Origin of the sequence: Dietzia sp. UCD-THP (assembly GCF_000349585.1) — a bacterium.
In the GTDB taxonomy this organism is placed as follows: Bacteria; Actinomycetota; Actinomycetes; order Mycobacteriales; family Mycobacteriaceae; genus Dietzia; species Dietzia natronolimnaea_A.
The window spans coordinates 1-24350 of the sequence record NZ_AOSR01000008.1 but is presented as its reverse complement, the minus strand read 5'-3'; the positions used below and the strand labels follow the sequence as shown (position 1 = coordinate 24350).

General features: G+C 70.3%; 22 protein-coding genes and 4 tRNA genes. 16 read left to right on the top strand and 10 right to left on the bottom strand.

Annotated elements, in window-relative coordinates:
• Positions 1-15: 15 nt before the first annotated feature.
• On the top strand, positions 16-1101 hold the full coding sequence (purM, locus tag H483_RS21390; RefSeq protein ID WP_017835279.1) for a phosphoribosylformylglycinamidine cyclo-ligase: 1086 nt from the start codon (positions 16-18) through the stop codon (positions 1099-1101).
• 121 nt (positions 1102-1222) lie between these two features.
• On the opposite strand, the gene H483_RS21385 is transcribed toward purM, so the two are convergent.
• Complete coding sequence (locus H483_RS21385) at positions 1223-1426, bottom strand: DUF3073 domain-containing protein (protein WP_017835278.1); 204 nt, start codon at positions 1424-1426, stop codon at positions 1223-1225.
• A gap of 131 nt (positions 1427-1557) precedes the next feature.
• Positions 1558-2721: a folate-binding protein YgfZ gene (locus H483_RS21380; RefSeq protein WP_017835277.1), complete on the bottom strand. Its 1164-nt coding sequence runs from the start codon at positions 2719-2721 to the stop codon at positions 1558-1560.
• Positions 2722-2759: 38 nt separating this feature from the next.
• On the opposite strand from H483_RS21380, the gene H483_RS21375 reads away from it, so the two are divergent.
• On the top strand, positions 2760-3680 hold the full coding sequence (locus tag H483_RS21375; RefSeq protein ID WP_042328732.1) for an aminodeoxychorismate lyase: 921 nt from the start codon (positions 2760-2762) through the stop codon (positions 3678-3680).
• Between the two features lie 45 nt (positions 3681-3725).
• On the opposite strand, the gene H483_RS21370 is transcribed toward H483_RS21375, so the two are convergent.
• The 4 genes from H483_RS21370 to H483_RS21350 form a co-directional block, all read right to left on the bottom strand.
• Entirely contained in the window at positions 3726-4415 is a 690-nt protein-coding gene (locus H483_RS21370; protein ID WP_017835275.1) for an FABP family protein, read from the bottom strand.
• Between the two features lie 119 nt (positions 4416-4534).
• Complete coding sequence (locus H483_RS21360; protein WP_017835273.1) at positions 4535-5035, bottom strand: hypothetical protein; 501 nt, start codon at positions 5033-5035, stop codon at positions 4535-4537.
• A 48-nt stretch (positions 5036-5083) separates the two neighbouring features.
• Positions 5084-5914: a sulfurtransferase gene (locus H483_RS21355; protein ID WP_017835272.1), complete on the bottom strand. Its 831-nt coding sequence runs from the start codon at positions 5912-5914 to the stop codon at positions 5084-5086.
• A gap of 10 nt (positions 5915-5924) precedes the next feature.
• Complete coding sequence (locus tag H483_RS21350; protein ID WP_031264395.1) at positions 5925-6665, bottom strand: LmeA family phospholipid-binding protein; 741 nt, start codon at positions 6663-6665, stop codon at positions 5925-5927.
• An 84-nt stretch (positions 6666-6749) separates the two neighbouring features.
• Here H483_RS21350 and H483_RS21345 point away from each other — a divergent pair, with 84 nt between their 5' ends.
• The 6 genes from H483_RS21345 (at position 6750) to pstB (ending at position 12561) form a co-directional block, all read left to right on the top strand.
• On the top strand, positions 6750-7439 hold the full coding sequence (locus H483_RS21345; protein ID WP_017835270.1) for a response regulator transcription factor: 690 nt from the start codon (positions 6750-6752) through the stop codon (positions 7437-7439).
• Positions 7436-8374, top strand: coding sequence for a mycothiol synthase (gene mshD, locus H483_RS21340; protein ID WP_017835269.1), 939 nt, complete (start codon positions 7436-7438; stop codon positions 8372-8374). Before H483_RS21345 ends, mshD begins: the two co-directional genes overlap by 4 nt.
• A gap of 248 nt (positions 8375-8622) precedes the next feature.
• Positions 8623-9732, top strand: coding sequence for a phosphate ABC transporter substrate-binding protein PstS (pstS, locus tag H483_RS21335; protein WP_017835268.1), 1110 nt, complete (start codon positions 8623-8625; stop codon positions 9730-9732).
• Between the two features lie 76 nt (positions 9733-9808).
• Entirely contained in the window at positions 9809-10861 is a 1053-nt protein-coding gene (pstC, locus tag H483_RS21330) for a phosphate ABC transporter permease subunit PstC (RefSeq protein ID WP_017835267.1), read from the top strand.
• Positions 10861-11775: a phosphate ABC transporter permease PstA gene (gene pstA / locus H483_RS21325; RefSeq protein WP_017835266.1), complete on the top strand. Its 915-nt coding sequence runs from the start codon at positions 10861-10863 to the stop codon at positions 11773-11775. Before pstC ends, pstA begins: the two co-directional genes overlap by 1 nt.
• 9 nt (positions 11776-11784) lie before the next feature.
• Complete coding sequence (pstB, locus tag H483_RS21320) at positions 11785-12561, top strand: phosphate ABC transporter ATP-binding protein PstB (RefSeq protein ID WP_017835265.1); 777 nt, start codon at positions 11785-11787, stop codon at positions 12559-12561.
• A 105-nt stretch (positions 12562-12666) separates the two neighbouring features.
• Here the strand turns inward: pstB and phoU are convergent, their stop codons facing one another.
• The 3 genes from phoU to H483_RS21305 form a co-directional block, all read right to left on the bottom strand.
• Positions 12667-13431, bottom strand: coding sequence for a phosphate signaling complex protein PhoU (gene phoU / locus H483_RS21315; RefSeq protein WP_042328749.1), 765 nt, complete (start codon positions 13429-13431; stop codon positions 12667-12669).
• 104 nt (positions 13432-13535) lie between these two features.
• The gene (gene dusB / locus H483_RS21310; RefSeq protein ID WP_017835263.1) at positions 13536-14714 is read right to left on the bottom strand and encodes a tRNA dihydrouridine synthase DusB; all 1179 of its coding nucleotides are present in this window, start codon (positions 14712-14714) and stop codon (positions 13536-13538) included.
• Between the two features lie 85 nt (positions 14715-14799).
• Positions 14800-14875: transfer RNA gene (locus tag H483_RS21305), tRNA-Lys, on the bottom strand.
• 162 nt (positions 14876-15037) lie between these two features.
• Here H483_RS21305 and H483_RS21300 point away from each other — a divergent pair.
• From H483_RS21300 to H483_RS21270, 7 genes are all read left to right on the top strand, one after another.
• Positions 15038-15110 (top strand) — tRNA-Glu (locus H483_RS21300).
• Positions 15111-15268: 158 nt separating this feature from the next.
• Positions 15269-15342: transfer RNA gene (locus H483_RS21295), tRNA-Asp, on the top strand.
• A gap of 51 nt (positions 15343-15393) precedes the next feature.
• Positions 15394-15467, top strand: a tRNA-Phe gene (locus H483_RS21290).
• A gap of 85 nt (positions 15468-15552) precedes the next feature.
• A complete protein-coding gene (locus H483_RS21285; RefSeq protein ID WP_017835262.1) occupies positions 15553-18843 on the top strand; it encodes an arabinosyltransferase domain-containing protein in 3291 nt (1096 codons plus the stop codon).
• A 70-nt stretch (positions 18844-18913) separates the two neighbouring features.
• A complete protein-coding gene (locus tag H483_RS21280) occupies positions 18914-19699 on the top strand; it encodes an enoyl-CoA hydratase (RefSeq protein WP_017835261.1) in 786 nt (261 codons plus the stop codon).
• Entirely contained in the window at positions 19687-20937 is a 1251-nt protein-coding gene (locus tag H483_RS21275) for a GTP-binding protein (RefSeq protein WP_017835260.1), read from the top strand. Before H483_RS21280 ends, H483_RS21275 begins: the two co-directional genes overlap by 13 nt.
• A gap of 184 nt (positions 20938-21121) precedes the next feature.
• Positions 21122-22012, top strand: a complete 891-nt coding sequence (locus tag H483_RS21270; protein WP_017835259.1) for a LuxR C-terminal-related transcriptional regulator — start codon at positions 21122-21124, stop codon at positions 22010-22012.
• Positions 22013-22114: 102 nt separating this feature from the next.
• Here H483_RS21270 and H483_RS21265 read toward each other — a convergent pair whose 3' ends face one another.
• Positions 22115-22690, bottom strand: a complete 576-nt coding sequence (locus H483_RS21265; RefSeq protein ID WP_017835258.1) for a cob(I)yrinic acid a,c-diamide adenosyltransferase — start codon at positions 22688-22690, stop codon at positions 22115-22117.
• A 133-nt stretch (positions 22691-22823) separates the two neighbouring features.
• Between H483_RS21265 and murA the strand changes: the two genes are divergently transcribed.
• Positions 22824-24107 carry a UDP-N-acetylglucosamine 1-carboxyvinyltransferase gene (gene murA / locus H483_RS21260; RefSeq protein WP_031264392.1) on the top strand — a complete coding sequence of 428 codons (1284 nt, stop codon included), beginning with the start codon at positions 22824-22826 and terminating at the stop codon, positions 24105-24107.
• Positions 24108-24350 lie beyond the last annotated feature (243 nt).

The window sequence follows — 24350 nt, the reverse complement described above, 5'->3', positions numbered from 1 at the left end:
TGAGGAGAATCGACCATGACCGAGAACCACCACCCCGCGCGCGGCGCCTCGTACGCCGCCGCCGGTGTCGACATCGATGCCGGCGAGCGCGCTGTCGAACTGTTCGCGCCGCACGCCAGGCGTGCGACCCGACCGGAGGTGATGGGCGGCCTCGGGGGCTTCGCCGGGTTGTTCTCCCTGAAGAACACGTATCGTCAACCGCTCCTGGCCTCGTCGACGGACGGCGTCGGCACCAAGATCGCGGTGGCGCAGGCCATGGATGTCCACGACACGGTGGGTATCGACCTCGTGGCGATGGTGGTGGACGATCTCGTGGTGTGCGGCGCCGAGCCGCTGTTCCTCCAGGACTACATCGCCATCGGCAAGGTCGTGCCGGAGCACGTCGCCGCCATCGTCGAGGGGATCGCCGAGGGCTGCGTGCGGGCGGGATGTGCCCTGCTGGGCGGGGAGACCGCCGAGCACCCCGGGCTCATGGCGCCCGGCGAGTACGACATCTCGGGCACCGGGGTCGGGATCGTCGAAGCCGACGAGGTGCTCAAGGCGGAGAACGTCCGCCCCGGCGACGTGATCGTGGGTATGGCGTCCTCGGGTCTGCATTCCAACGGGTACTCACTGGCCCGGCACGTGCTGCTGGACCTCGCGCGCCTGCCACTGGAGGGTCACGTCGAGGAGTTCGGGCGGACCCTCGGTGAGGAGCTCCTCGAACCCACTCGCATCTACGCCCTGGATTGTCTGAGTCTCATCGCGGAGACCGACGTCCGGGTGTTCAGCCATGTGACCGGTGGAGGCCTGGCGGAGAACCTCGCGCGGGTCATGCCGCGCGGACTGGTCGCCCGGCTCGACCGGGGTCGGTGGCCTGTGCCCGCCGTGTTCGGCACGATCGCCCACCACGGCCGTGTCGACCAGGCCGAGATGGAACGGACGTTCAACATGGGGGTCGGGATGATCGCCGTCCTCCCGGCCGAGGACGTGGACCGCGCCCAGGCCGTGCTCACGGCACGGCACGTCGACAACTGGGTGATCGGGCACGTGGACAAGGCCGGAGAGGACGCCGCGGACTCTCCCCGCGTCGTCCTGGAGGGGTCGCACGCCAGGTTCTGACCGGGTGGGTGACACCCCGCCCGCCTCGGACAACCCCGCCCCGCACGACCCCACCTCATGCACGTGGGCCGGGCATCCCGCTGGATGCCCGGCCCACGTGTGTGCGCGGCTGGAAGTGCGGTCAGAACCTGCTGCCGCCGTCGGACCACGAATCGTAGGGGTCCTCGTCCTCGTCAGCACCCGGCCGATCGGTGCTGACCCGGGTGGTGGGCGCCCCACCACCGGCCAACTCCGCCTGAAGACGTTCTAGGTCCGTCTGCGGAGTGTTGTACTTGAGTTCGCGAGCGACCTTGGTCTGCTTCGCCTTCGCGCGGCCTCGGCCCATTGACCTGACCCCCTCGGAAACGGTGCTGGGCCACCTCGGGGGTGCCCATCAATGTGAGTATCTGCCTGTCCACAGGATAGCGTGCCCGGCCCGGAATGTCCGCCCGGGTGTCGCGGGGCGGCCCGCGACACCTACCCCTGGCCGCGCAGCCTGCGGATCGCCTCACGTCCGGCCTGCGGACCGGAGTCGTCCGGGAGGGAGTCGGGGTCGAGGGCGGCGGAGACCCCGTCCACCTCGAGTGCGGTGCCCGGGGCGACCGACCTCTTGATCAGGGCGAGCGCCACCGGACCGTCCTCGTGGTGATGGACGACGGTGCCCACGCGGCCGACGGGGCGACCGCCGGCCGTCACCGCGGCTCCGGGGGTCAGGGACTGGTCCCCGCCCGAGCCGTCCAGGTGCAGTCGGACGAGGACCCGGGGGGACTTGCCCAGGTTGTGGACGCGGGAGACCGTCTCCTGGCCCCGGTAGCACCCCTTGTCCAGATGGACCGCGCCCCGCTGGGCCACCTCGCCGATCCACGCGGGGACCTCATGGGGGATGGTCTTCTCGTCGGTGTCCACGCCGAGCCGTGCCCGCAGCGGGACCGACTCGGCCGTGCGCATGGCCTCCAGCGCCCACGACCCCGCGGGGCGGGCGCCGGATCGGACGGCCGAGTCGAACCACGCGGTCAGGTCGGCCCGGGGGACGAGGAGGTCGATCGAGCCCGCGGCCGGCCACGGCATCCGGCGGGCGATACCTCCCCCCGGGAGCGGGGCGCTCGCGTAGTCCCCGCGGGGGAGTTCGACCGGGGTCCCGTCCGGTGCGGTGATCGTGCCGGGCAGTCCGGTGCCGGCGAGAGTGACGACGACGAGGTCGGCCGTCTGCGGGGTGGCGTCGGCCCAGAAGACCATCCGGGTCAGGAACGCGAGCAGGGCCGCACCCCGCCCGGGCTCGGTGTCCACCACGAGCGTCCCGTCGACGTCGGCCAGCACCATGTGGTGCTCCACCCGCCCGTTGGCGTCGAGGATCAGCGTCTCGGCCCCCGAGCGGTCAGGGAGGTCCGCCACGTGCTGGGAGACGAAGCCCTCGAGCCAGGACAGCCGTTCCGCGCCCCCGATGGTCAGGACGTCACGGTGGGAGCGATCCACGACCACCACGTCCGTGGTGGCCGCACGCTGCTCGGCGAAGGGGTCCCCGAAGTGGAACGGGACCCCGGCGTCGGGGCCGGGGCCGGGGGCGTCCACGGCCCCGGGACGGTCCAGGATCGGGCTGCGGTAGCCGGGGTCGGTCCGGTCGGGCGCTGCTGGGACGGTCACGATCGCGATCCTACGTGCGTCGTCGTAGTGTTGCCGCCATGGGCACTGTGGCGTCAGAAGGAGTCGACGGGGCGGCGGACCGCTCGGCGAACACGCGGGTGGTCGTCCTGGTCGCGGGGGGTCCGGAAGGCCCCCGGCCCCGGGTGCACCCGGCCGGTGAGCCGTTGCTCCTGGCGGATGACCTCGCGGCCGTGCGGGGGGACGGATGTTTCGAGACCCTGCTCGTGGTGGGTGGTCGGCCGGCCAAACCCGAGCGGCATCTCGCCCGGCTGGCCAGGTCGGCCTCGGCGCTCGGCCTCCGTGGGCCCACAGCCGATCAGTGGGAGGCGGGGATGGCCCTCGCCGCCCGCGAATGGGGCCCGGAGTCCGAGGGGATGCTGCGACTGGTGCTGTCCCGCGGCCCGGAACGAGGGGGCCCGGAGACGGCGTACATCACCGTCGCACCCGTCGGCCCGCACGCCGTGCGGGCGCGGGCGCAGGGCATCGCGGTGACCGTGCTGGGTAGGGGGTTCCCGGCGGACTTCGCGGCGTCGGCGCCCTGGATGCTGCTCGGCGCCAAGACCCTGTCCTACGCGGCCAATATGGCGGCACTGCGCCACGCGGCCGCGAACGGGTTCGACGACGTCGTGTACCTGTCCGCCGAGGCCGAGGTCCTCGAGGGCCCACGGTCGACGGTCGTCATCGCCCGATCGGGCGACCTCGTCAGCCCGCCAGCCGAGGTGGGGATCCTCGAGGGCACCACGCTCGGGGCGCTCGCGGAGGTGGCGCGGCGCGACGGGGTCCCGGTTCACCGCGAGAGGCTCCTGCTGTCGGATCTGCTCACCGCCGATGCCGTGTGGTTGCTCTCCTCTGTCACGCTCGCCGCACGGGTCCGCCGCATCGATGACGTGATGCTGGACGGCGCCGATCCCGGGATCGACGTGGCCGGGATGGTCGACCGCGCCGTCGGGCGGGCCTGACTGCTGCGCCCGGGCCCGGCGGTGAACCGCCAGGCGGGCGGTGGGTCAGCCCGCGACGCGGCGCAGGCGCGCCGACATGTGCGGGACCAGGCCCCTCTCCGGATGCACGCGCTCCTCGACCCACCCCAGGTCGCCGCCCTCCACGATCCCGTAGATCCGCTTGGCGCCGCCCCGCTCCGGGCCGGTGGGCGAGGCCAGCACCACGTCGGTCGCCATCTCCCACGCGGCCTGGTTGATCGGCGTGCCGTAGTACATTTCGATCACACCGGAGGCGTGTGCCACGAGGAACTCGATCTGGTCGTCCTCGGAGATCCGCCAGAACCCCGACTCCCGGTACGCGGCGTCGTCCAACGCCCCGCCCGAGTCGAACGTCCAGGCCCGGGAACTCCAGCTCAGGTAGTTCTCCCCGTCGTGCGCCACGACGATCTGCTGGCCGAAGCGGTGCTCACCACGGTCGGCGGTGTCCGCCTCGCCCTCGCCCTCCCAGACCCCCACCAGGGGCAGCAGCGCCAGGAGACCCGGGTGCAGGTCCGGTCCGAACCGGAGGTTGGCCGTGTCCTGCGGGATCGGGAGCTCGGAGAAGGCCGGGATGTTCCGGCCGGCGGTCTGCTCGGAACGCTGCGCCGCGGCATCGACCGCCGCATTGGCGGATCCGCGCACGACCGAACCGCCGTCTCCCCCTTCGGGGGTGGACGGCGTGGGGTCGACCGCGCCGGTGGGGTCGCTGTCCGTCACGACTCGTCGGTGACCGTGCGGTACACGATGTAGCAGGTCACCCAAGTGATGGCCAGCGTGCAGAGGACGAGGAGGATCTCGAAGAAGAGCACCATGGCCCAATCCTAACCCCGAGGCCGTCAGCCGAGTGAGATGCGGGCGTCGATCGAGTGGATGAGGCAGTCGTCCGAGGGCACCACGAAGTCCTCGCTGACCCGCGCGCGTAGCCCCAGGACGGTCACGAGGGTGAAGTCCGCGTGGACGACGCCCTCTCGCCCCGGGGGATCGACGGTGATGACGATGTCGCGCACCTCCCGGATCGTCGAGTACTGCAGGTGCAGATGCAGGTCCCATTTGAGATGGTCGGCGCCGAACCCGGTTTTGAGCCCGTTCTCGCGACGGACGCAGTCGGGGGCGAAGGGCACCCGGAACGCCGCCGCGGGGAGCGTGAGCGCCGTGAGGTACATCCGCACCGCCGCCTCGCGCTCGGCGGGCGAGTACGGGCCGGGGTGGTCGGGGACCTGCGGGACCGCACCGCGACGCTGGTCGATGCCGACGAGGACGGCGGAGGCGACGGAGGCGCCGACCGCGACGACGGAGGCACGGGCGGCCATGCCGAGCGCTCTGGAGAGAAGTGACATGACCCAGAGATTAGCGACTCGATCGTCCGCGCGGGGAGGGGAGAATCCTCACCTCTCGACGGGGACGCCGATGAGCGAGCCGTACTCCACCCAACTGCCGTCGTAGTTGACCACGGCGGGCTGGTCGAGGAGCTCGTGGAGGACGAACCACGTGTGGCTGGAGCGCTCCCCGATCCGGCAGTAGGTCACCACGCGACGGCCCGGCTGGTCGAGCAGGTCCGCGTAGATCTCCCGCAGGTCGGCGTCCGTCCGGAAGGTGCCGTCGCGGGTCACCGCGCGGTTCCAGGGGATGCTCACGGCCCCCGGGATGTGGCCGCGCTGACGGCCGCCCTCCTGCGGCAACCCGGCCGGCGCCGCGAGCCGGCCTGTGTACTCGTCGACGGAGCGCACGTCCACGAGCGCGTCGGTGCCCAGGCCCGCCAGGACGTCGTCGCGGAACGCGCGGATCGACAGGTCCTGCGGGTCGGCGACGTAGTCGGTCACGGGCCGTCGGGGCAGGTCGGTCGTGAGCGGCAACCCGTCGCGCTCCCACCGCATACGGCCCCCGTCGAGCAGTCGCACGTCGGCGTGACCGTACAACCGCAGGTACCAGTACGCGTAGGCCGCGAACCAGTTGTGGTTGCCGCCGTAGACCACCACGGTGTGGTCGCGGGTGATCCCCCGCGCGGACAGGAGCTCGGCGAACCGCTCGCGGCCGACGAGGTCCCGCGCGTACTCCTCCTGCAGCTCCGTCCGCCAGTTCAGTGCGACGGCACCGGGGATGTGACCGTCCGTGTGGTACGCCGCCACGTCCTCGTCGACCTCGAGGAAGACCACCGAGTCGTCGTCGAGGCGCGATTCGGCCCAGCGTGTGCTGACCAGTACGTCGTCGCGACTCATGCCGGCGAGTCTAGTGGTCCGGCCGGGCCAGGCCCCCGAGTGGCGTTGTGCCCGGGGCGCCGGTGCCGCCGGCGGTGATCGTCCCGCCCCTGACGGTGAGGGTCTCCACCGCGACGCCGAGGGGCAGGAGCTCCGGGGAGAGCGTGAGCGCGGTCCGTCGCAGCGCGAGGTCGGGGTCCTGGTCGGGGAGGCCGGAGGGCCCCGTCGCGGCGGTGATGGGGACGAGGTGCGCGCCGCGGTCGTCGACGACGAGGTCGACCTCGGCCGAGACCCGGGTGTCGGTCCCCTCGAGCGTCCCGGTGACCCGGGCGCGGTGCTCGACACCTCCGGCCAGACTCGGGTCGTCGGCGCCACCGACCAGGACGTCGCGCATCCCCAGGGCGGGGCCGAGCGCATCGCCGGTGATCTGGACGGCCACGCGCTCCACGACCGCGGTCATGTCGGCGGACCGGTCCGCCGGGAGATGCAGATCGGTGACGAGGGCCTCCACGGCCACCGGACCGAGGCCCGGGCGGGTGACACCCTCGACGCGGATCGACGCCGACTCCAGCGTGCCGGGCCCGGTCCACCGTGCGGTCGGACCCCCGCCGAGCATCACCGACGGGGCCGGGACTCCCGGCGTGGCGGGACGGATCCGGGTGGACACGTCAGCCTCCACCCTGGAGGCGTTGACGGAGTCGACGGTGACGGCGCCGGCCAGCGCGACGGCCAGGGTGGCGGCCGCCACCGCGACGGTGCGACGAGCTCTCATGGGGTTCAGGTCTACTCCGATGGCCGGAACTGGGGGACGTGTCGCTAGTATCGTCTGGGCGCCCGGACGAGGAGGAAGCGACACATGGACGTAGTGCTCCTCACGGCTGAATCAGACCCTGAGACGGTGGTCCCCGCCCTGTCGCTCCTGCCGCACTCGGTCAGGCTGCTCCCGCCCCTCGCCTCCTCCGTGGGCGAGTTGGCCGGTGCCGCGCTCGCCGTGGTCGATGCGAGGAGTGATCTCGCGGCCTCGCGCGCGCTCTGCCGCCTCCTGTCGGGGAGCGCGGAGATCTCCGTCATCGCGGTCGTCTCCGAGGGCGGGCTGATCGCGGTCAGCGGGGACTGGGGGCTCGACGACATCATCCTGCCGACCACCGGTCCCGCCGAGGTGGACGCCCGGTTCAGACTGTCCGCCGCGCGTCACTCCTCGCAGGGCGAGTCCGACGGAGGGCTGCTCACGGTGGGCGAACTCGTGATCGACGAGGAGACCTACGTGGCCCGGGTCAAGGGCCGACCGCTTGATCTGACCTACAAGGAGTTCGAGCTCCTCAAGCACCTGTGCCAACACCCCGGGCGGGTGTTCTCGCGCGCCCAGCTCCTCCAGGAGGTCTGGGGCTACGACTTCTTCGGCGGCACCCGGACCGTCGACGTCCACGTCCGGCGGCTGCGCGCCAAGCTCGGACCGGACCACGAGTCCCTCATCGGAACCGTGCGTAACGTCGGGTACAAGGCGGTCCGGCCGACCGACCGCAGGGAGGACGGGGGAGACGCATGACCGCCATCGAGCGTTCGGTGGACGACGCCACGGCCGCGATGGTCGAGGCGGTCGCCCGTGAGGCCGGCGACGAGGACGGGGTGCCCCCGCTCGGCGAGCAGCCGATGCGGTCCCTCCGGTCGGACGACGGGCAGGGTGTCCGCCATCTCCTGATCCGCGGCGACGGGGGAGGGGTCGTCGGTTACGCCCAGCTCGCCGGCGAGGGCGGGGACGCGACCGCCGAGATGGTCGTCGCCCCCCGGGAGCGTCGGCGAGGGGTCGGTTCGGAACTGGTGCGCGCCGTGCTCGAGCTGGAGCCCGCCGCCGCGGTGTGGGCGCACGGCGACCTGCCGGCCGCGCGAGCGCTCGCCGCATCGGCCGGTCTGGTGCGCACCCGCGAACTACTCAAGATGCGTCGGCGCGCGACCGACGGCCCCGCACTCCCCGCGACGAGCCCCGCCGAGGGGATCGAGACGGGAACCCTGGCGGAGGCGGTCTCCGAAGGCGGAGCGCGGTGGCCCGGAATGGACGCGCGGAAGGAGTTCCTCCGCGTGAACAACGCCGCCTTCTCGTGGCACCCGGAGCAGGGTGGGTGGAGCCGCGAGCTGCTCGACCAGCGTCTCGCGGTGGAGTGGGTGGACCCCGCGGGGATCTTCCTGGCCGTCGACACCGCGGGGCCCGCGCCACGGCTCGCGGGGTTCCACTGGACCAAGACGGTCACCGAGCCCGGTTCCCCCGTGGAGGGCGAGGTCTACGTGGTCGGGGTCGACCCGGCCGACCAGGGTCGGGGACTCGGGGGGATGCTCACCTCGCTCGGGGTGGCGCACCTCGAGGGACCACGGGGTGCGGAGTCGGTCGTGCTCTACGTGGAGGGCGACAACACGGCCGCCCTCAAGACCTATGAGAGGCTCGGGTTCACCGTCGAGCACCGCGATGTGACGTACACCTCGGGGTGAGGTGTCGGGTCAGGCGACCCGCCGCCCACCTATATGCCCTGGTCGTCGCATTGCGTGAGACGTGAATAAGCGTACTATTCGTGACGCATCCGCTGATTTCATCTCTAGTTCACCTTCTCCGGCGGGGCCGTTCATATCGGGCCCTTAGGTTCTGTCCTCGTCGGGTCGCGGTATCGGCCCGGCTTTGTGTTGCAGTCACCACAGACGTGTCCCGGAGGGCTCCCCGCCGGACGAAACAAGGAGATTCAGTGGACCTCAAGCGCACCGGTGCTCTTCTCGGCCTCACCGCCCTCACCGCGGTCGGGTTGGCCGCCTGCTCGGATGACAACACCGGAGGCGGCGACACCGCGGCGCAGAGTGTCTCCGGCGCGGAGTGTGAGGGCAAGCCGACTCTGACCGCGTCGGGCTCCTCCGCCCAGAACAACGCCATGACGATCTTCGCGAACTCCTACGCCCTGAGCTGCGAGGGCCAGACGCTGAACTACAACTCCAACGGCTCGGGCGCCGGCGTGAGCGAGTTCACCGGCGGGATCACGGATTTCGGTGGGTCCGATTCCCCGCTGAAGGAGGCCGACTACGCGGCGGCCGAGGAGCGGTGCGGCTCCGAGGCGTGGAACATCCCCGCCGTGTTCGGCCCCATCGCCGTGGCGTACAACCTCGACGGCGTCGAGCTGAAGCTCTCCGGCCCCACCCTCGCCAAGATCTTCAACGGCGAGATCACCACGTGGAACGATCCGGCGATCGCCGAGGAGAACGACGGCGTGGACCTCCCGGACGAGCCCATCACCGTGATCTTCCGGTCTGACGAGTCCGGCACGACCGACAACTTCCAGAAGTACCTCGAGGCGGCCTCCGAGGGCGCGTGGACGCAGGGCGCCGGCAAGACCTTCACCGGTGGGGTCGGCGAGGGTGCCCGCGGCAACGAGGGCGTCTCCGGTGCCATCGGCCAGACCCCGGGCACCATCACCTACACCGAGTGGTCGTACGCCAAGAACCAGAACCTGTCGATGGTCAAGGTCATCACCCCCGCGGACCCGGAGGGTGTGGAACTCAACGCCGAGACGTCCGGCGTGACCATCGACTCCGCGCGGCTGGAGAACGAGGGCACCAACGACCTCGTCATCGACACCTCGTCGTTCTACGTCCCCGAGTCCGCGGGCGCGTACCCCATCATCCTCCCCACGTACGAGATCGTCTGCTCGTCGTACGAGGATCCCGAGACCGCCGCGGCCGTCCGGTCGTTCCTCAACATCGCGGTGGCGGAGGACGTCCAGGCGCAGCTCGAGGACGAGGGTTACATCCCCGTGCCGGACGCCTTCCGCGAGCAGCTCCTCACCGCGATCTCCGAGATCTCCTGATCCACCGGTCACCGGCCCGCCGCCGAGCGCGGCAGGCCGGTGACCGACCATCTCCCCCCGAGCGACTGAAGGTCCAATGACAGTTCACGAATCCGTCGACCGCCACGCCGACCGGAGCACCGGGCAGTCCGGCGGGCTCTCCGGCAGCACGGGGTCGGAGAGCTCGCCGGAGAAGGACGCGAAGAGCGATCTCCTCGCCGGCAGGTCCTCCCGGGGCGCCGACGCGGTCTTCCGCAGCGCCACGGTGGCGGCCGGCGGCGTCATCGTCGCCCTGATCGCCCTGATCGCGATCGTCCTGGTCATGCAGGCGGCGCCCTCACTCATGGCGAACAACGTCAACTTCTTCACCTCGTCCGAGTGGAACACGACCAATCCGGACGACCTGAGGTTCGGCATCCTCGACATGTTCAGGGTGACCGTCCTGAGTTCGATCTTCGCGCTGGTCCTCGCGGTGCCGGTGTCCATCGGCATCGCGACCTTCCTCGTCCAGTACGCGCCGCCCCGGCTCTCCAGGTCGCTGTCGGCGCTCATCGACCTCCTGGCCGCCGTCCCGTCGATCATCTACGGCATGTGGGGCCTGATCGTCCTCGGACCGTGGCTGGTCCCCCTGTCCGAGTGGCTCAACCAGAACCTCGGGTGGATCTTCCTCTTCGGCGACGGCAACGTCTCGATCGCCGGTGGTGGCACCATCTTCACCGCCGGAGTGGTCCTGGCGATCATGATCCTGCCGATCATCACCTCCATGTCGCGCGAGACCATCCGGCAGACCCCCTCGCTCCACCAGGAGGCCGCGCTGGCATTGGGTGCGACCAAGTGGGAGAAGATCCGGATGACGTGCTTCCCCTACGCGAAGTCCGGCATGATCGCGGGGTCCATGCTCGCGCTCGGGCGTGCGCTCGGTGAGACCGTCGCGGTCCTGATCATCCTCCGTGCGGCGAGCGCCCCCGGCACCCTGTCGCTCTTCGACGGCGGCTTCACGTTCGCCTCGAAGATCGCGTCGGGCGCGGCCGAGTTCAACCACCCGCTGCCCACCGGCGCCTACATCGCGGCCGGACTGGTGCTGTTCATCCTCACCTTCTTCGTCAACCTCATCGCACGCTCCGTGTCCGGTGGAAAGGTCAACGGCTGATGACCCAGGCAACGTCCGACCTCGCCAAGCCCGCCAAGCCCTCGGAGACATTCCTGCCCATCGCCGGCAGCCGCAGGGCGAAGGACAAGGCGGCGACGGTGGTCTTCTCCCTGTGCTTCGTGCTGGCGGTCATCCCGCTGGTGGCGCTGCTGTACAAGGTGATCGAGTCGGGAATCCCCGCGGTCATCAACCCCACCTGGTGGACCAATTCGTTCTTCCTCGTGTCGCCGTCCTCGATGGCGGGCGGTGTGGGTCACGCCATCTACGGCAGCCTCGTCCAGGCGGTCATCGCCGCCGTCATCTCCATCCCGCTCGGCGTGGCCGCGGGCATCATGTTGGTCGAGTACCCCGAGTCGAGGCTCGCACGGCCGACCACCTTCATGGTCGACGTGCTCGCCGGCGTGCCCTCGGTCGTCGCGGCCATCTTCATCTTCGGGGTCTGGGTCTCCGTTCTGCGGTTCCAGCTCAGTGCGTTCGCGGTGAGCCTCGCGCTGGTGCTGCTCATGCTGCCCCTGATCGTGCGGTCGACCGAGGAGATGCTCAAGCTCGTCCCGGACGAGCTCCGCGAGGCGTCGTACGCACTCGGCGTCCCCAAGTGGAAGACCATCGTGAGCATTGTGGTCCCCACCGCGCTGTCGGGCATGATCTCCGGAGTCTTCCTCTCGATCGCCCGCGTCATGGGCGAGACGGCCCCGGTGCTGATCCTCGTGGGCTACACGGCGAGCTTCAACTACGACCTGTTCCAGGGGAACATGGCCTCGCTGCCGCTGTTGATCTTCAACCAGCTGTCGAACCCGACCGAGGCCGGCCAGTACCGCATCTGGGGCGCAGCCCTCACCCTGATCATCATCATCGCCCTGGCGAACGTCCTCGCCACGTTCGCTTCCAAGGCGCTCGCGCCGAAGACCAAGTAAGGACCTGTCATGGCCAAGCGACTCGACCTCGAGAACGTCGACATCTTCTACGGCGACTTCCACGCCGTGAAGGACGTCGACCTCCACGTCCCCCCGCGCTCGGTGACCGCCTTCATCGGCCCGTCAGGCTGCGGCAAATCCACCGTGCTCCGCTCGCTCAACCGCATGCACGAGGAGATCGCGGGCGCGTACGCCACGGGATCCATCAAGCTCGACGGCGTGGACATCTACGACAAGAAGGTGGATCCCGTCGCCGTCCGCCGGACCATCGGGATGGTGTTCCAGCGGCCCAACCCGTTCCCCACGATGTCGATCAAGGAGAACGTCACCGCCGGCCTCAGGCTCCAGGGCGTCAAAAACAAGAAGACGCTGGACGAGGTGGCCGAGAAGTCGCTGCGTGGCGCGAATCTGTGGAACGAGGTCAAGGATCGTCTGGACAAGCCGGGCGGCGGGCTCTCGGGCGGTCAGCAGCAGCGCCTGTGCATCGCGCGCGCGATCGCCATCGAGCCCCAGGTCCTACTGATGGACGAGCCCTGTTCCGCTCTCGACCCGATCTCCACGCTCGCGGTGGAGGACCTCATCGCCGAGCTCAAGAGCGAGTTCACCATCGTGATCGTGACGCACAACATGCAGCAGGCGGCGCGTGTGTCCGATCAGACCGCGTTCTTCTCGCTCGAGGCCACCGGGATGCCGGGCCAGCTCGTCGAGGTCAACTCCACCGAGAAGATCTTCTCGAACCCGGACAACAAGCAGACCGAGGACTACGTGTCCGGCCGCTTCGGCTGAGTCACCGCACACCGCAGAGCGCCCCGGCGCCCGCCCATGAGGCGGGGGCCGGGGCGCTTCTCGTTGGCGCTCGGTTCTCGGTGGCCGGGGCCGCCGGAACCGCCGTCAGCTGGGGTCGCGGTCGTCCTCCCCTGAGACGCGCTGTGTCAACGACCGGTCGGCTTCGTTGAAACGGCGCACCAACTCCTCGTTGGAGGCGGGGGAGTGTTCCGGGTCGTCTTCCGCCGTGGTGGCGTACTCACCGGTGGCGAGGAAGATCACGCGCTGGGCCACCTCGACGGCGTGGTCGGCGAACCGTTCGTAGTAGCGGCCGAGGAGGGTCACGTCGACCGCCGACGCCACCCCCCACTTCCACTCCCGGACGGTGAGCAGAGTGAACAGATGGCGGCGGAGGTCGTCGACGGCGTCATCCTGTTGGGCCAGCGTCGCCGCCTGCTCCGCGTCCCGGTTGAGCAGCACCTCGGTGGCCGACCGGCCGAGGGAGACCGCGACCCGGCCCATCTCGGCGAAGTACCCGTTGACGGGCTCGGGGAGGACGCTCTCCGGGTGCCTGCGGCGCACGATCTTGGCGACGTGACCCGCCAGCGTGCCCATGCGGGTGAGGTCCTGGACCAGCTGGATGGAGGTGACCACCTGCCGGAGATCGCGAGCTACAGGGGCCTGGAGTGCGAGGAGCGCGAACCCGCGCTCCTCGTTCTCGGTCGCCAACCGGGCCATCTCCGTCGAGGACTGGAGAACCCTCTCGGCGGCCGTGAGGTCGGCCTGGAGGAGGGCGTGGGTCGCCAGCTCCATGTCGTCGGTGGCGAGGGAGCACATCCGGGCCATCGAGGTGGCCAGATCCGCGAGTTCTTCGGAGTAGACGAGACGCATGAGAACCAGCATACGGGCATGTCAACCGCACAATCGATCACGGCGATGAACGGCATATGAACAGGCGGGCACGCCGCCGTCGCCCCGGTCTGACGGGGTGTGGTTCAGCCGCCCGAGTTCTCGGCGTCCGCGCCGGCGAGCGCCACCGCGTCGTCCTCCGGATCGTCCAGCCAGCCCTCGGGTAGCAGGACACGGGAGGGTGATCCCTGTCGACCCCGTGGGCCGTATCCGTCGGCGGGGAACGGCTCGTCCGCGGGCAGGTCCGCGAGCATCTCCGCGAGATCGTCCAGGGTGCGGACGGCCGACAGGGCGACCCGCTTGCCGGAGCCGGCCGGGAACCCCCGCAGGTACCAGGCCACGTGCTTGCGGATGTCGCGCATCCCCTTGTCCTCGCCGTGGTGCTCGGCGAGCAGTTGGCCGTGCCGATACATGATCCGGGCGACCTCGCCCAGCGTGGGCGGGGTCGGGGCCTGCCTTCCGTCCAGGGTGGCGGCGAGTTCCGAGAACAGCCACGGTCGGCCCAGGCACCCCCTGCCGATCACGACGCCCGCGCACCCGGTCTGTTCTCTCATCCGAACGGCATCATCGGCGGAGAAGATGTCGCCGTTGCCCAGCACGGGCACATCGGAGACCGCGCCGATGTGCTCGACCAGGCGGGAGATCTGGGACCAGTCCGCCGTGCCCGAATACCGCTGGGCGGCGGTGCGCGCGTGCAGGGCGACGGCCCTGGCGCCCTCGTCGACGGCGATGCGGCCGGCGTCGAGATGGGTGTGATGCTCGTCGTCGATCCCCACCCGCATCTTCACCGTGACCGGGATGTCGGTCCCCTCGGTCGCACGGACCGCCGCGGCGACGATGGAGCGGAACAGCCGTCGCTTGTACGGGATCGCCGATCCGCCCCCTCGCCGGGTGACCTTGGGGACCGGGCAGCCGAAGTTGATGTCGATGTGGTCCGCCAGGTCCTCGTCGACGATCATCTTGGCGGCGGCGTAGGTGTACGCGGCGTCCACCGTGTAGAGCTGCAGGCTGCGGGGGGACTCGTCCGGCGCGAACGTGGCCATGTGCAGGGTCCCGGGCTGGCGTTCGACGAGCGCCCGGGCCGTGACCATCTCACAGACGTAGAGCCCGGACACCGAGCCCTGCTGCTCACGTTCGAGCTCGCGGCACAGGGTGCGGAAGGCGACGTTGGTGACGCCCGCCATCGGCGCCAGGACGACCGGAGAGGCGAGCTCGAGGGGGCCGATGCGCAGGGCGGGCGCGCCGGTGGCGGTGGGTGCGGACATGGGTACGAGTGTCCCAGTGCGGCGCGGGCAGGTCCAATGCAGCGCCGGGGGCGCGGTCAGTCCTGCATCGCGCGCCGGCGGCTCGTGGTGCCCCCAGTCGGGCTCGAACCGACGACCTGCGGATTAAAAGTCCGTAGCTCTACCAACTGAGCTATAGGGGCGACGGTCACGATACCGTCCTCGTCCGCGTCGGCAGGCAGCGCCTTGGGCAGCGCCTCGGGGAGCGGCTCTGGCACAGCTCTTTCCCGGCTGGTTTCGACGTCCGATGGGCCGTGCCCTAAACTCGATTGCGCTGCGGCCCGGCGATCCCGGACGTGGCTCAGGCCCCCTTCGTTTAGCGGCCTAGGACACCGGCCTTTCACGCCGGCAGCGCGGGTTCGAATCCCGTAGGGGGTACTCGGCAGAGAAGTCCCGGTCACCGTTCGTCGGTGGCCGGGACTTCTGTCGTTCGTGGGTCAGTTCCCCCCGCCGACCTGCACCGGGACCGTCGCCGAGCCACTGATTTGCGTCCGGGGGGCAGCGTCGATTACTGTTCTGTCTCGTGCGAAACGCACGGCCCTGTGGCGCAGTTGGTTAGCGCGCCGCCCTGTCACGGCGGAGGTCGCGGGTTCGAGTCCCGTCAGGGTCGCAGGAGACAACCGGCGCATTCGGTGTTCACCGGATGCGCCGGTGGTCTTATGGCCAGGTAGCTCAGTTGGTACGAGCGTCCGCCTGAAAAGCGGAAGGTCGTCGGTTCGATCCCGACTCTGGCCACAGCGAGTACAGCGCGTCGGAGGGTTTCTCTCCGGCGCGTTCGTCGTTTCGGGGAACGTCCGTTCCTCGTTATAGCGTGGACGCCATGCCATCGACTGCCGCCGAGGTCCGTGACGCCCCGGACAGGTCCCGCACAGGACCCCGGTGGGGGATCGTCGCCGCGGTCAGCGGTCTGCTCGGGATCCTCCTCGCTCTCATCGTCCCGTTGCTCCCGGTCACCCAGACAACCTCGACGATCAGCTGGCCGGAGGCCGGGACACTGGACCCGGTGACGGCGCCGCTCGTGGCGTACTACCCGCTCGACCTGGTGGCCGAGGTCCCGTGCTCGGCGGTCGGGGAGTTGCGGGACCAGGGTCGTGAGGACGGGGTGCTCGTGTCCACCGCGCCGCGGGAGGCGGGTGAGAACGCCGGTGCCCGCGCACTCATGGTCACCGTGGCCGGCCCCACCGTCGAGGTGCGCAGCCGGAACGTGCTGGTCGCGTCAGCCCCCACCGAGGCCGTCGCCTCGGCCGGGGCGTGCTCGGTGATCCGCGTCGTGGCCGACTCCGGGTCGATCGCCGCGGAGTTCGTCGGTCTCGAGTCGGACGGCCGTGAGGCCGGAGGGCGGATCGACCAGGATCTCCGGCCCCAGGTGGTCGGGGTGTTCACGGACCTCCAGGGGCCGGCCCCCGAGGGCATGTCCGTCGACATCACCGTCGACTCCCGCTACACCACCCAGGCGACCGTCATCAAGCAGATCGCGATCGTGGTCGGGATCCTCGCCATCATCGTGGCGCTGGTCGCCCTGCACCGACTCGACCTGCGGGACGGGCGTGTCGGTCGACGCGTGCTCCCGCGCGGCTGGTGGAAGCCGCGGCCCCTGGACCTGGTGGTCGTGGCCACGTTGCTCGTCTGGCACGTCATCGGGGCCAACACGGCGGATGACGGGTACATCCTCACCGAGGCGCGTGCCGCGGTCTCGAGTGGCTACATGCCGGAGGTGTTCCGCTACTACGGCGCCCCGTACGCCCCGTTCGGGATGCCGTACTACCTTTACACGGCGATCAGTTCCCTGACGGTGGGCAGCATGTGGCTGCGCCTTCCGGCACTGCTGCTGGGCATCGCGTCCTGGGTCCTGCTCACCCGCGAGGTGATCCCGCGACTGGGCATCGCCGCCCGCCGCGCGGCGGCCGTCCGGTGGAGTACCGCCGCGGTGTTCCTCGCGTTCTGGCTCACCTACAACAACGGTCTGCGCCCGGAGCCGATCGTCGCCTTCGGAGTCCTGGCCACCTGGGTTTCGCTGGAGCGGGCTCTGGCCACCGGCAGGCTGCTGCCCGCGGCGACCGGCTTCATCATCGGTGGACTCACGCTCTCGGCCGCACCCACGGGCACGTTCTGCATCGCGGCGATCATCGCGGCCTCCCGCCCGCTGTTGCTACTGGTGATCCGGCGGGCGAGGCGCGACGGCTGGATCCCGACTGTGGCGCCGCTGTTGGCCGCCGGACTCGGCGTGCTCCACCTGATCTTCCTCGACCAGCCCCTGGTCACCACGCTGCAGTCCTCGGCGTTGCTCGGGAATGTCGGCCCCACCGGGCGCTGGTTCGAGGAGGTGTGGCGGTACGAGTGGCTCATGAACCCGACCCCGGACGGGTCACTGGCCCGACGGTTCGCGGTCCTGGCGATGTTCCTGTCGCTGATCACCTGCGCCGCGATCCTGTTCCGCAAGGGCCGGATCCCCGGCGTCGCGGTGGGGCCGGCCCGACGGATCGTCGGCCTGGCCGCCATGTCCATCGCGTTCATGGCTCTCAACCCCACCAAGTGGACCCACCACTTCGGAGCGTTCGCCACGATCGGCGCCGCGCTGGCGGCCCTGGTGACCATGGCCGTCCTCCCGGCGGCCACACGGTCGCTGCGCAACCGGATGCTCTTCCTGGCCGCGGTGTTCTTCGTCCTGGCGTTGAGTTTCACCTCGACCAACGGCTGGTGGTACATCTCGATCTACGGGATCCCGTGGGGCGGCGTCCAGCCGTCGATCGCGGGCATCACGTTCTCCTCGGTGTTCCTCGGTTTGATGCTCATCTCGCTCGTGATCGCGCTGGTCCTGCACTACCGGGAGCCGTTCGCGCGGCACGATGGGCCCGGGTCGGCCGATGCCGTCGGCGGCCCCGTGGTCCGGCTGCTGCGCGAGGTCTCGCACGCGCCACTGGGGCTCGCGGCGACCCTCGTCGTCGTCGTCATCGTGGCCTCCATGGCCGCGGCGGTCCGCAACCAGTACCCCGCCTACTCGGTCGGCCTCCAGAACCTCCGGGTGCTGTCCGGGAAGCCGTGCGGCATCGCGGACATGGTGCTGGCCGAGCCCGACGCCAATGCGGGACTGCTCGTCCCGGTCGGTGACCCCCGCGACCAGCTCGAGGCGGGCGCGCTGCCGGTGGAGTTCGTCCCCGACGGCATTCCCACCGACCTCACCGCCACCCAGGCCGTCGACACCGACACCCCGGGCACCGGTGAGGACTCCGACGCCACCGCCACCACCGCCGGAACCGAGGGCGGAGTGCGCGCGGGCGAGGGCATCAACGGCAGTCACGCCGCCCTGCCCTTCGGCCTCGACCCCGCCCGCGTGCCCGTGCTCGGCAGCTACCAGACCGGCCCGCAGTTCAACGCCGAGACCACCACGGACTGGTACCGGCTCCCCGCGAGGGACCCCGAAAGGGACGAGGAGAACCCGCTCATCACGATCGCCGTGGCGGGCTCGTTCGCGCCGGACGCGATCCGCGTGGAGTTCGCCACCGCACCCGCCCCCGCCACCGGCACCGGCGACCCCGCCGCCGCCGAGCAGTTCGTGGCGGCCGGGTCCGTCCTGCCCATCGACATCGGCCCGGCGCCGTCCTGGCGCAACCTCCGGGTCCCGGTCGACATGCTGCCCTCCGACGCCACGGCCATCCGGCTCGTGGTGCGCGACCTCGACCCGGATCCGTCGCGATGGATCGCGGTCACCCCTCCGCGGATGCCGGAACTGGTGACCATGCAGCAGCTGGTCGGGGACTCGCGACCGGTGCTGCCCGACTGGGCGGTGGCGTTCCACGTCCCCTGCCTGCGCCCGTTCGAGGAGTTCGCCGGCGTCCACGAGCTGCCCGAGTACCGGGTGTTGCCGGATCGCGACCTCGCGGTGAGTTCGACCAACACCTGGCAGGCCTGGGACGGCGGCGGGCCACTCGGGTTCATCGAGCTGCTCCTGGCCGGCGAGACCGTCCCCACCTATCTGGAGCACGACTGGTCGCGGGACTGGGGTTCGCTGGTGCGGTACGAGCCGCTGGTGCCGGAGGCGAGGACCGCGACGGTCGAGCACGGCGAGGCCGTACGGTCGGGGCTGTGGAACGGGGGACCGCTCGCCAGATGACCGGCTAGCATCGGCCCCGGAGCTTTTACAAGGAAGTCCAAGTATCCCCTGACGCAGACTGGAGCACGCGATGACCGTGACGGAGAAGCAGTTCGAGAACATCCTGGTGGAGCGCGACGACCGCGTGGCGGTCATCACGCTCAACCGACCCAAGGCGCTTAACGCCCTGAGCAGTGGCATGGAGAAGGAGGTCGTCGAGGCCGTCGAGCGTCTCGACTCCGACCCCGGCGTCGGTTGCATCGTCATCACCGGGTCGGAGAAGGCCTTCGCGGCCGGCGCCGACATCAAGGAGATGAAGGACAAGAGCTACCCCGGGATCTACCTCGAACGGTTCTTCGGCGACTGGAAGCGACTCACCGCCGCTCGCACGCCGATCATCGCGGCCGTGTCCGGGTTCGCCCTCGGTGGAGGCTGCGAGCTGGCCATGATGTGCGACATGATCATCGCGGGTGACAACGCGAAGTTCGGTCAGCCGGAGATCACCCTGGGCGTGATCCCCGGAATGGGCGGCTCGCAGCGGCTCACCCGCGCGGTGGGCAAGGCCAAGGCCATGGACCTGTGCCTCACCGGCCGGCAGATGGACGCCGACGAGGCCGAGCGCTCCGGCCTGGTCACCCGCGTCGTCCCGGCCGCGGAGCTGCTCGACGAGACAATGAAGGTCGCCGCGAAGATCGCCTCGATGAGCAAGACCACCGCCATCGCGGCGAAGCAGGCCGTCAACCGGTCTTTCGAGACCACGCTCGAGGAGGGTCTGCTCGCCGAACAGAACGCCTTCTACGCGCTCTTCGCCACCGACGACCAGACCGAGGGCATGTCGGCGTTCGCCGAGAAGCGGAAGCCCGAGTGGCGTCGCTGAGCGAGCAGCCCACGCACGGGCACCTCGCCGGGGTCGGTGGCGGGAGCGCGGACGCGCGCCGCGGCCCCGGTGAGCCCCTGCCCGTGGTGGTCCTCACCGGTTACCTCGGTGCCGGCAAGACCACGCTGCTCAACCACCTGCTGTCCGGCGCGCCGGAGCTGCGGATCGCCGCGATCGTCAACGACTTCGGCGAGATCGACGTCGACGCCACCTCGGTCGCCGGGCGTGTGGACTCCATGATCTCGTTGGCCAACGGGTGCGTCTGCTGCGAGGTCGACGCGAGCGAACTGGGCGACGCTCTGGCCCGGCTGGCCGGACCCGACCACGGGCTCGACCTGGCGGTGATCGAGGCCAGCGGTCTGGCCGAGCCGGCGGTCCTGTCACGGATGGTCCACGAGGTGCCGCGCGAGGTCGTGCGGCACGCGGGGATGGTCCAGGTGGTCGACGCCGAGGGACTCGACGACGCCATGGCACGGCACCCGAGGTTGGCGGCGCATCTGGCGGAGGCTGATCTCGTGGTGGTCAACAAGTGCGACCTCGTGGACCGCGGGCACTTCGACCGGGTCCGCGAGACGATCCGCCGGCACGCCCCCCGGGTCGCCGTGCTGCCCGCGGTCCGGGCGGCCGTGCCGACGGGTCTGCTTTTGGGGATGGAACCGGATCGGCCCGTCGCCACCGGGGCGGCGGGGAACCCGGGGTCGGCGGACGGCACGGGACCTGTGGACGGCGGGGCCCGGACCCACGCCCACTCGCATCTCCACGACCACTCGCACCTCCACGACGGCTACCGGGCCCTCACCGTGACCCCGGCCGGGCCCCTGCATCCCCGACGGTTCCTCGCCGCGCTCGCCTCGCCGCCGGCCGGCGTCTACCGCGCCAAGGGAACGGTGACACTGTCCACCGCCGAGGGTCAGCGACGGTATGAGGTGGCCCTGGTGGGGCGCAGACTCGAGCTCCGGGCGGGCGGACAGGGCGCCGAGGGCGTGGTGATGATCGGCGTCGATCTCGACGACGACGAGGTGGGCGCGTTCCTCGGCGACGCGGTGCTCGCCCCGGGGGAGGCGGTCGACGCGGACGCCGATCTGGGCCTGCACCCGTACCTGGTGGGAGACCCGGACTCCAGTGACGTCGAGGAGTGGATCTACGACGAACAGCGTGCCGCACCACTCACAGGAGCGGCCGCGATGCTGGCGGATCCCGAGGATCCCGAGGCATTCGATCCAGCTTTCACTCCCTGAGTGCACTCCGGTTGGGAAGCCGGTCACGGCACCCCCGGGGTTGTCGGTCGGTGGCGTCCGCCTGGGGTCGGCATCAGCCCGGCCACGTGCGTATAGTTACGCTGACGATGGTGATGTGTGGCACTTGCGGGGTGTCGTCCCCTACTCGCGGTGGGGGTATGCCACGGACGTGGGAGGAGACCTCATGGACGAGGAGAACGCCGGCCGTGGTGCAGCCGGGAGTGCTGCGGGCGATGCGCAGCGTCGACGGCGCGATCTGGCATCCGTGCGCAGCGCGATCTCGGCCCTGCGGGAGGCCACCGGGATCCCGGTGACGATCGGCGGGGTCGTCGGCGAAGGTCACACCCTCGTGCTGTCCGAGTCCCTCGGAATGCGCACCTCGGCGATGAAGGACCTCACCGTCCACTACGGCGCCGGCGTCGGCGGTCGGGTCATGGCCACCGGCAAGCCGGTCGGGGTGGCCGACTACCCGCGGGCCGGGGTGATCACCCACGAGTACGACCTCCCGGTTCTGTCCGAGGGGCTGCGCTCGATGGCGGCCATCCCGGTCGTGGTGGGCAAGGACGTGCGAGCGGTCCTCTACGCCGGCGTTCACTCCTCGGTCCGGTTCGGCGAGAAGGTCCTCAACCAGATGGCGGTCACAGCGCGTGCGCTCGAGCAGGAGATCGCGGTCAACGACGCGCTCGCCGCCCGTGGCGCCTCCCCCATGGGGCCGGGTGCGGGGGAGGGGCGCTGGGATGACGTCCTGTCCAACGAGCGGATGCGCGACACCCACGCGCGACTGAGGATGCTGGCCTCGCGGACCGAGGATCCGGACGTACGGGCCGAGCTCGAACGGATCTGCGCCGAGATGGTCTCCCCGCCGCCGGAGATGCCGACGGCTCGTCTGTCCCGCCGCGAACTCGACGTCCTCGCCTGCGTCGCGCAGGGGAAGACCAACATCGAGACGGCCGCCGACATGGGAATCGGCGCGGAGACAGTGAAGAGCTACCTGCGCTCGGTGATGCGCAAGCTCGACGCGCACACCCGGTTCGAGGCGGTCAACGCGGCGCGGAGGATGGGCGTCCTGCCCTGATCGCCGGCCGGTGTGCCCGTCCGGGGCTCCGGCTCGTCTGACCCGGCGTGTTCTCGAACTCGGCGACTTCCTGCACTCGGCGTCCTCCTGAACTCGGCTCCGTCAGCCGCGCTCGCCTCCGGGGACCCAAAGGACGTCACCCTCTGGATTGGCCACCCTTCCCAGCACGAACAGCAGGTCCGACAGTCGGTTGAGGTATCTGGCAGGCAGTACGGACGTAGTCTCGGGATGGGCGTCCGCAGCGGCCCAGGCCGCTCGCTCGGCGCGCCTTGCCACCGTCCGGGCGACGTGCAGGTACGCGGCGCCGGGGGTGCCACCGGGCAGGATGAACGAGGTCAGGTCGGGAAGGTCGGCGTTGAACTCGTCGATCCAGCCCTCGAGTCGGTCGATGTAGGACTGCTCGATCCGCAGCGGGGGGTACTCGGGGGCCTCCACCACCGGGGTGGCGAGATCGGCCCCGGCGTCGAAGAGGTCGTTCTGCACGACCCGGAGTACGTGTGTGACCCGGACGTCGAGATCGCCGCAGGTCAGGGCTACCCCGAGGGCGGCATTGGCCTCGTCGCACTCGGCATAGGCGTGGAGTCGGGCGTCGTTCTTGCTCACCCGGGAGAAATCGGACAGCCCCGTGGTGCCGTCGTCGCCGGTCCGGGTATAGATCTTGGTCAGATGCACAGCCATGACGCCAACCTACTCGCGCGCCGACTCCCGGTCCCGGCTGAACGGTCGCCAGGTCCGGCCGGAGTGGTCGCGTCGTCCCCGGGCAGACCCGGGCTGCGCTGATCGCTCCCGGATCTCGCCTAAGGTGGACACCGTGAGCGGCAACCCCACGTCCCGCGAGGAGAGCTTCCTCGTCACCGGCGGAACCAGACTGGCCGGTGAGGTCTCTGTCTCCGGAGCGAAGAACAGCGTGCTCAAGCTGATGGCGGTAGCGCTGATGGCTGAGGGGCGCACCACGCTGACCAATTGCCCGGACATCTCCGACGTGCCCGCGATGGCGGACGTGTTGCGCCATCTCGGGTGCACCGTCGAGATCTCGGGCGGCACGGTCACGATCGACACACCTGCGGATCTGGGGCACGTATCCGATGACCGGGCCGCCCAGAGGCTCAGGGCGTCCGTCTGCATCCTGGGTCCACTGGTCGGTCGCTACCACCGGGCCGAACTGGCGATGCCGGGGGGTGATGCGATCGGCGATCGGCCGCTCAACTGGCACCGCGAGGCGCTCGAGAAGCTGGGCGCCACCACGAGGATGGATCACGGCCGACTGTTCGCCGAGGCCACCGAACTCACGGGGGCCAGGTACACCCTGGCGTTCCCGTCCGTCGGTGCCACCGAGACGTTCCTGTTCGGTGCGGTCCTGGCGAGGGGGACCTCGACCCTGGTCAACGCCGCCCGTGAGCCGGAGATCGTCGACATCTGTGACCTGCTGTCGAAGATGGGTGCCCGGATCAGCGGGGCCGGGACGAGCACCATCACCATCGAGGGCGTGGAGTCGTTGAGCCCGGTCAGCCACCGGGTGATCGGGGACCGGATCGTCGCCGCCACCTGGGCGATGGGGGCCGTGATGACACGGGGAGACGTGACCGTCACCGGCATCGATCCCATGTTCATCCACGTGGTACTGGAGAACCTCCGCGGTGCGGGGGCACAGGTCTCGACCGGATCGGACTGGGTGCGGGTCACGCAGGAGGGTCGCCCCCGGGCGCGGGATGTCCGGACCCTGCCGTTCCCCGGTTTCCCCACCGATCTCCAGCCGATGGCGATCGCGCTGGCCTCAGTGGCGGACGGCGCGTCCGTGATCACCGAGAACCTCTTCGAGGCACGCTTCCGCTTTGTCGAGGAAATGGTGCGGATGGGGGTGGATGCCGAGACCGATGGTCACCACGCCAAGATCCGAGGGCGTGAACGACTCGACTCGGCCACCGTGTGGGCCAGTGACATCCGCGCCGGCGCGGGCCTGGTCCTCGCAGGGATGTGTGGAGACGCCGTGACGGAGGTCTGCGAGGTGTTCCACATCGACCGCGGCTACCCCGACTTTCTCGAGAAGGTGCGGTCCCTGGGCGGCCGGATCGAACGAGTCGACACCCACCGCTGACGGACCCGATACCGCAGCGATCTGCCGTGTGACCTGGCGATTTGCGTTTGGGTTCACGTCTGCGTAACTTATTGGAGGTCGCCGAGAGCGAGTGCGGGCCGCGAGGTTCGGGCTGGTGGAGGCGGTGTGCTCCGGATGGTGGTGAGCGTGCCTGGTTTGACCGGGTGGGCCACATGCGCTAGGCTGGAGAAGTTGCCCCGAAACGGGCGGCGGAGGATGAAATGCCCTCGTGATCTGGGTGGT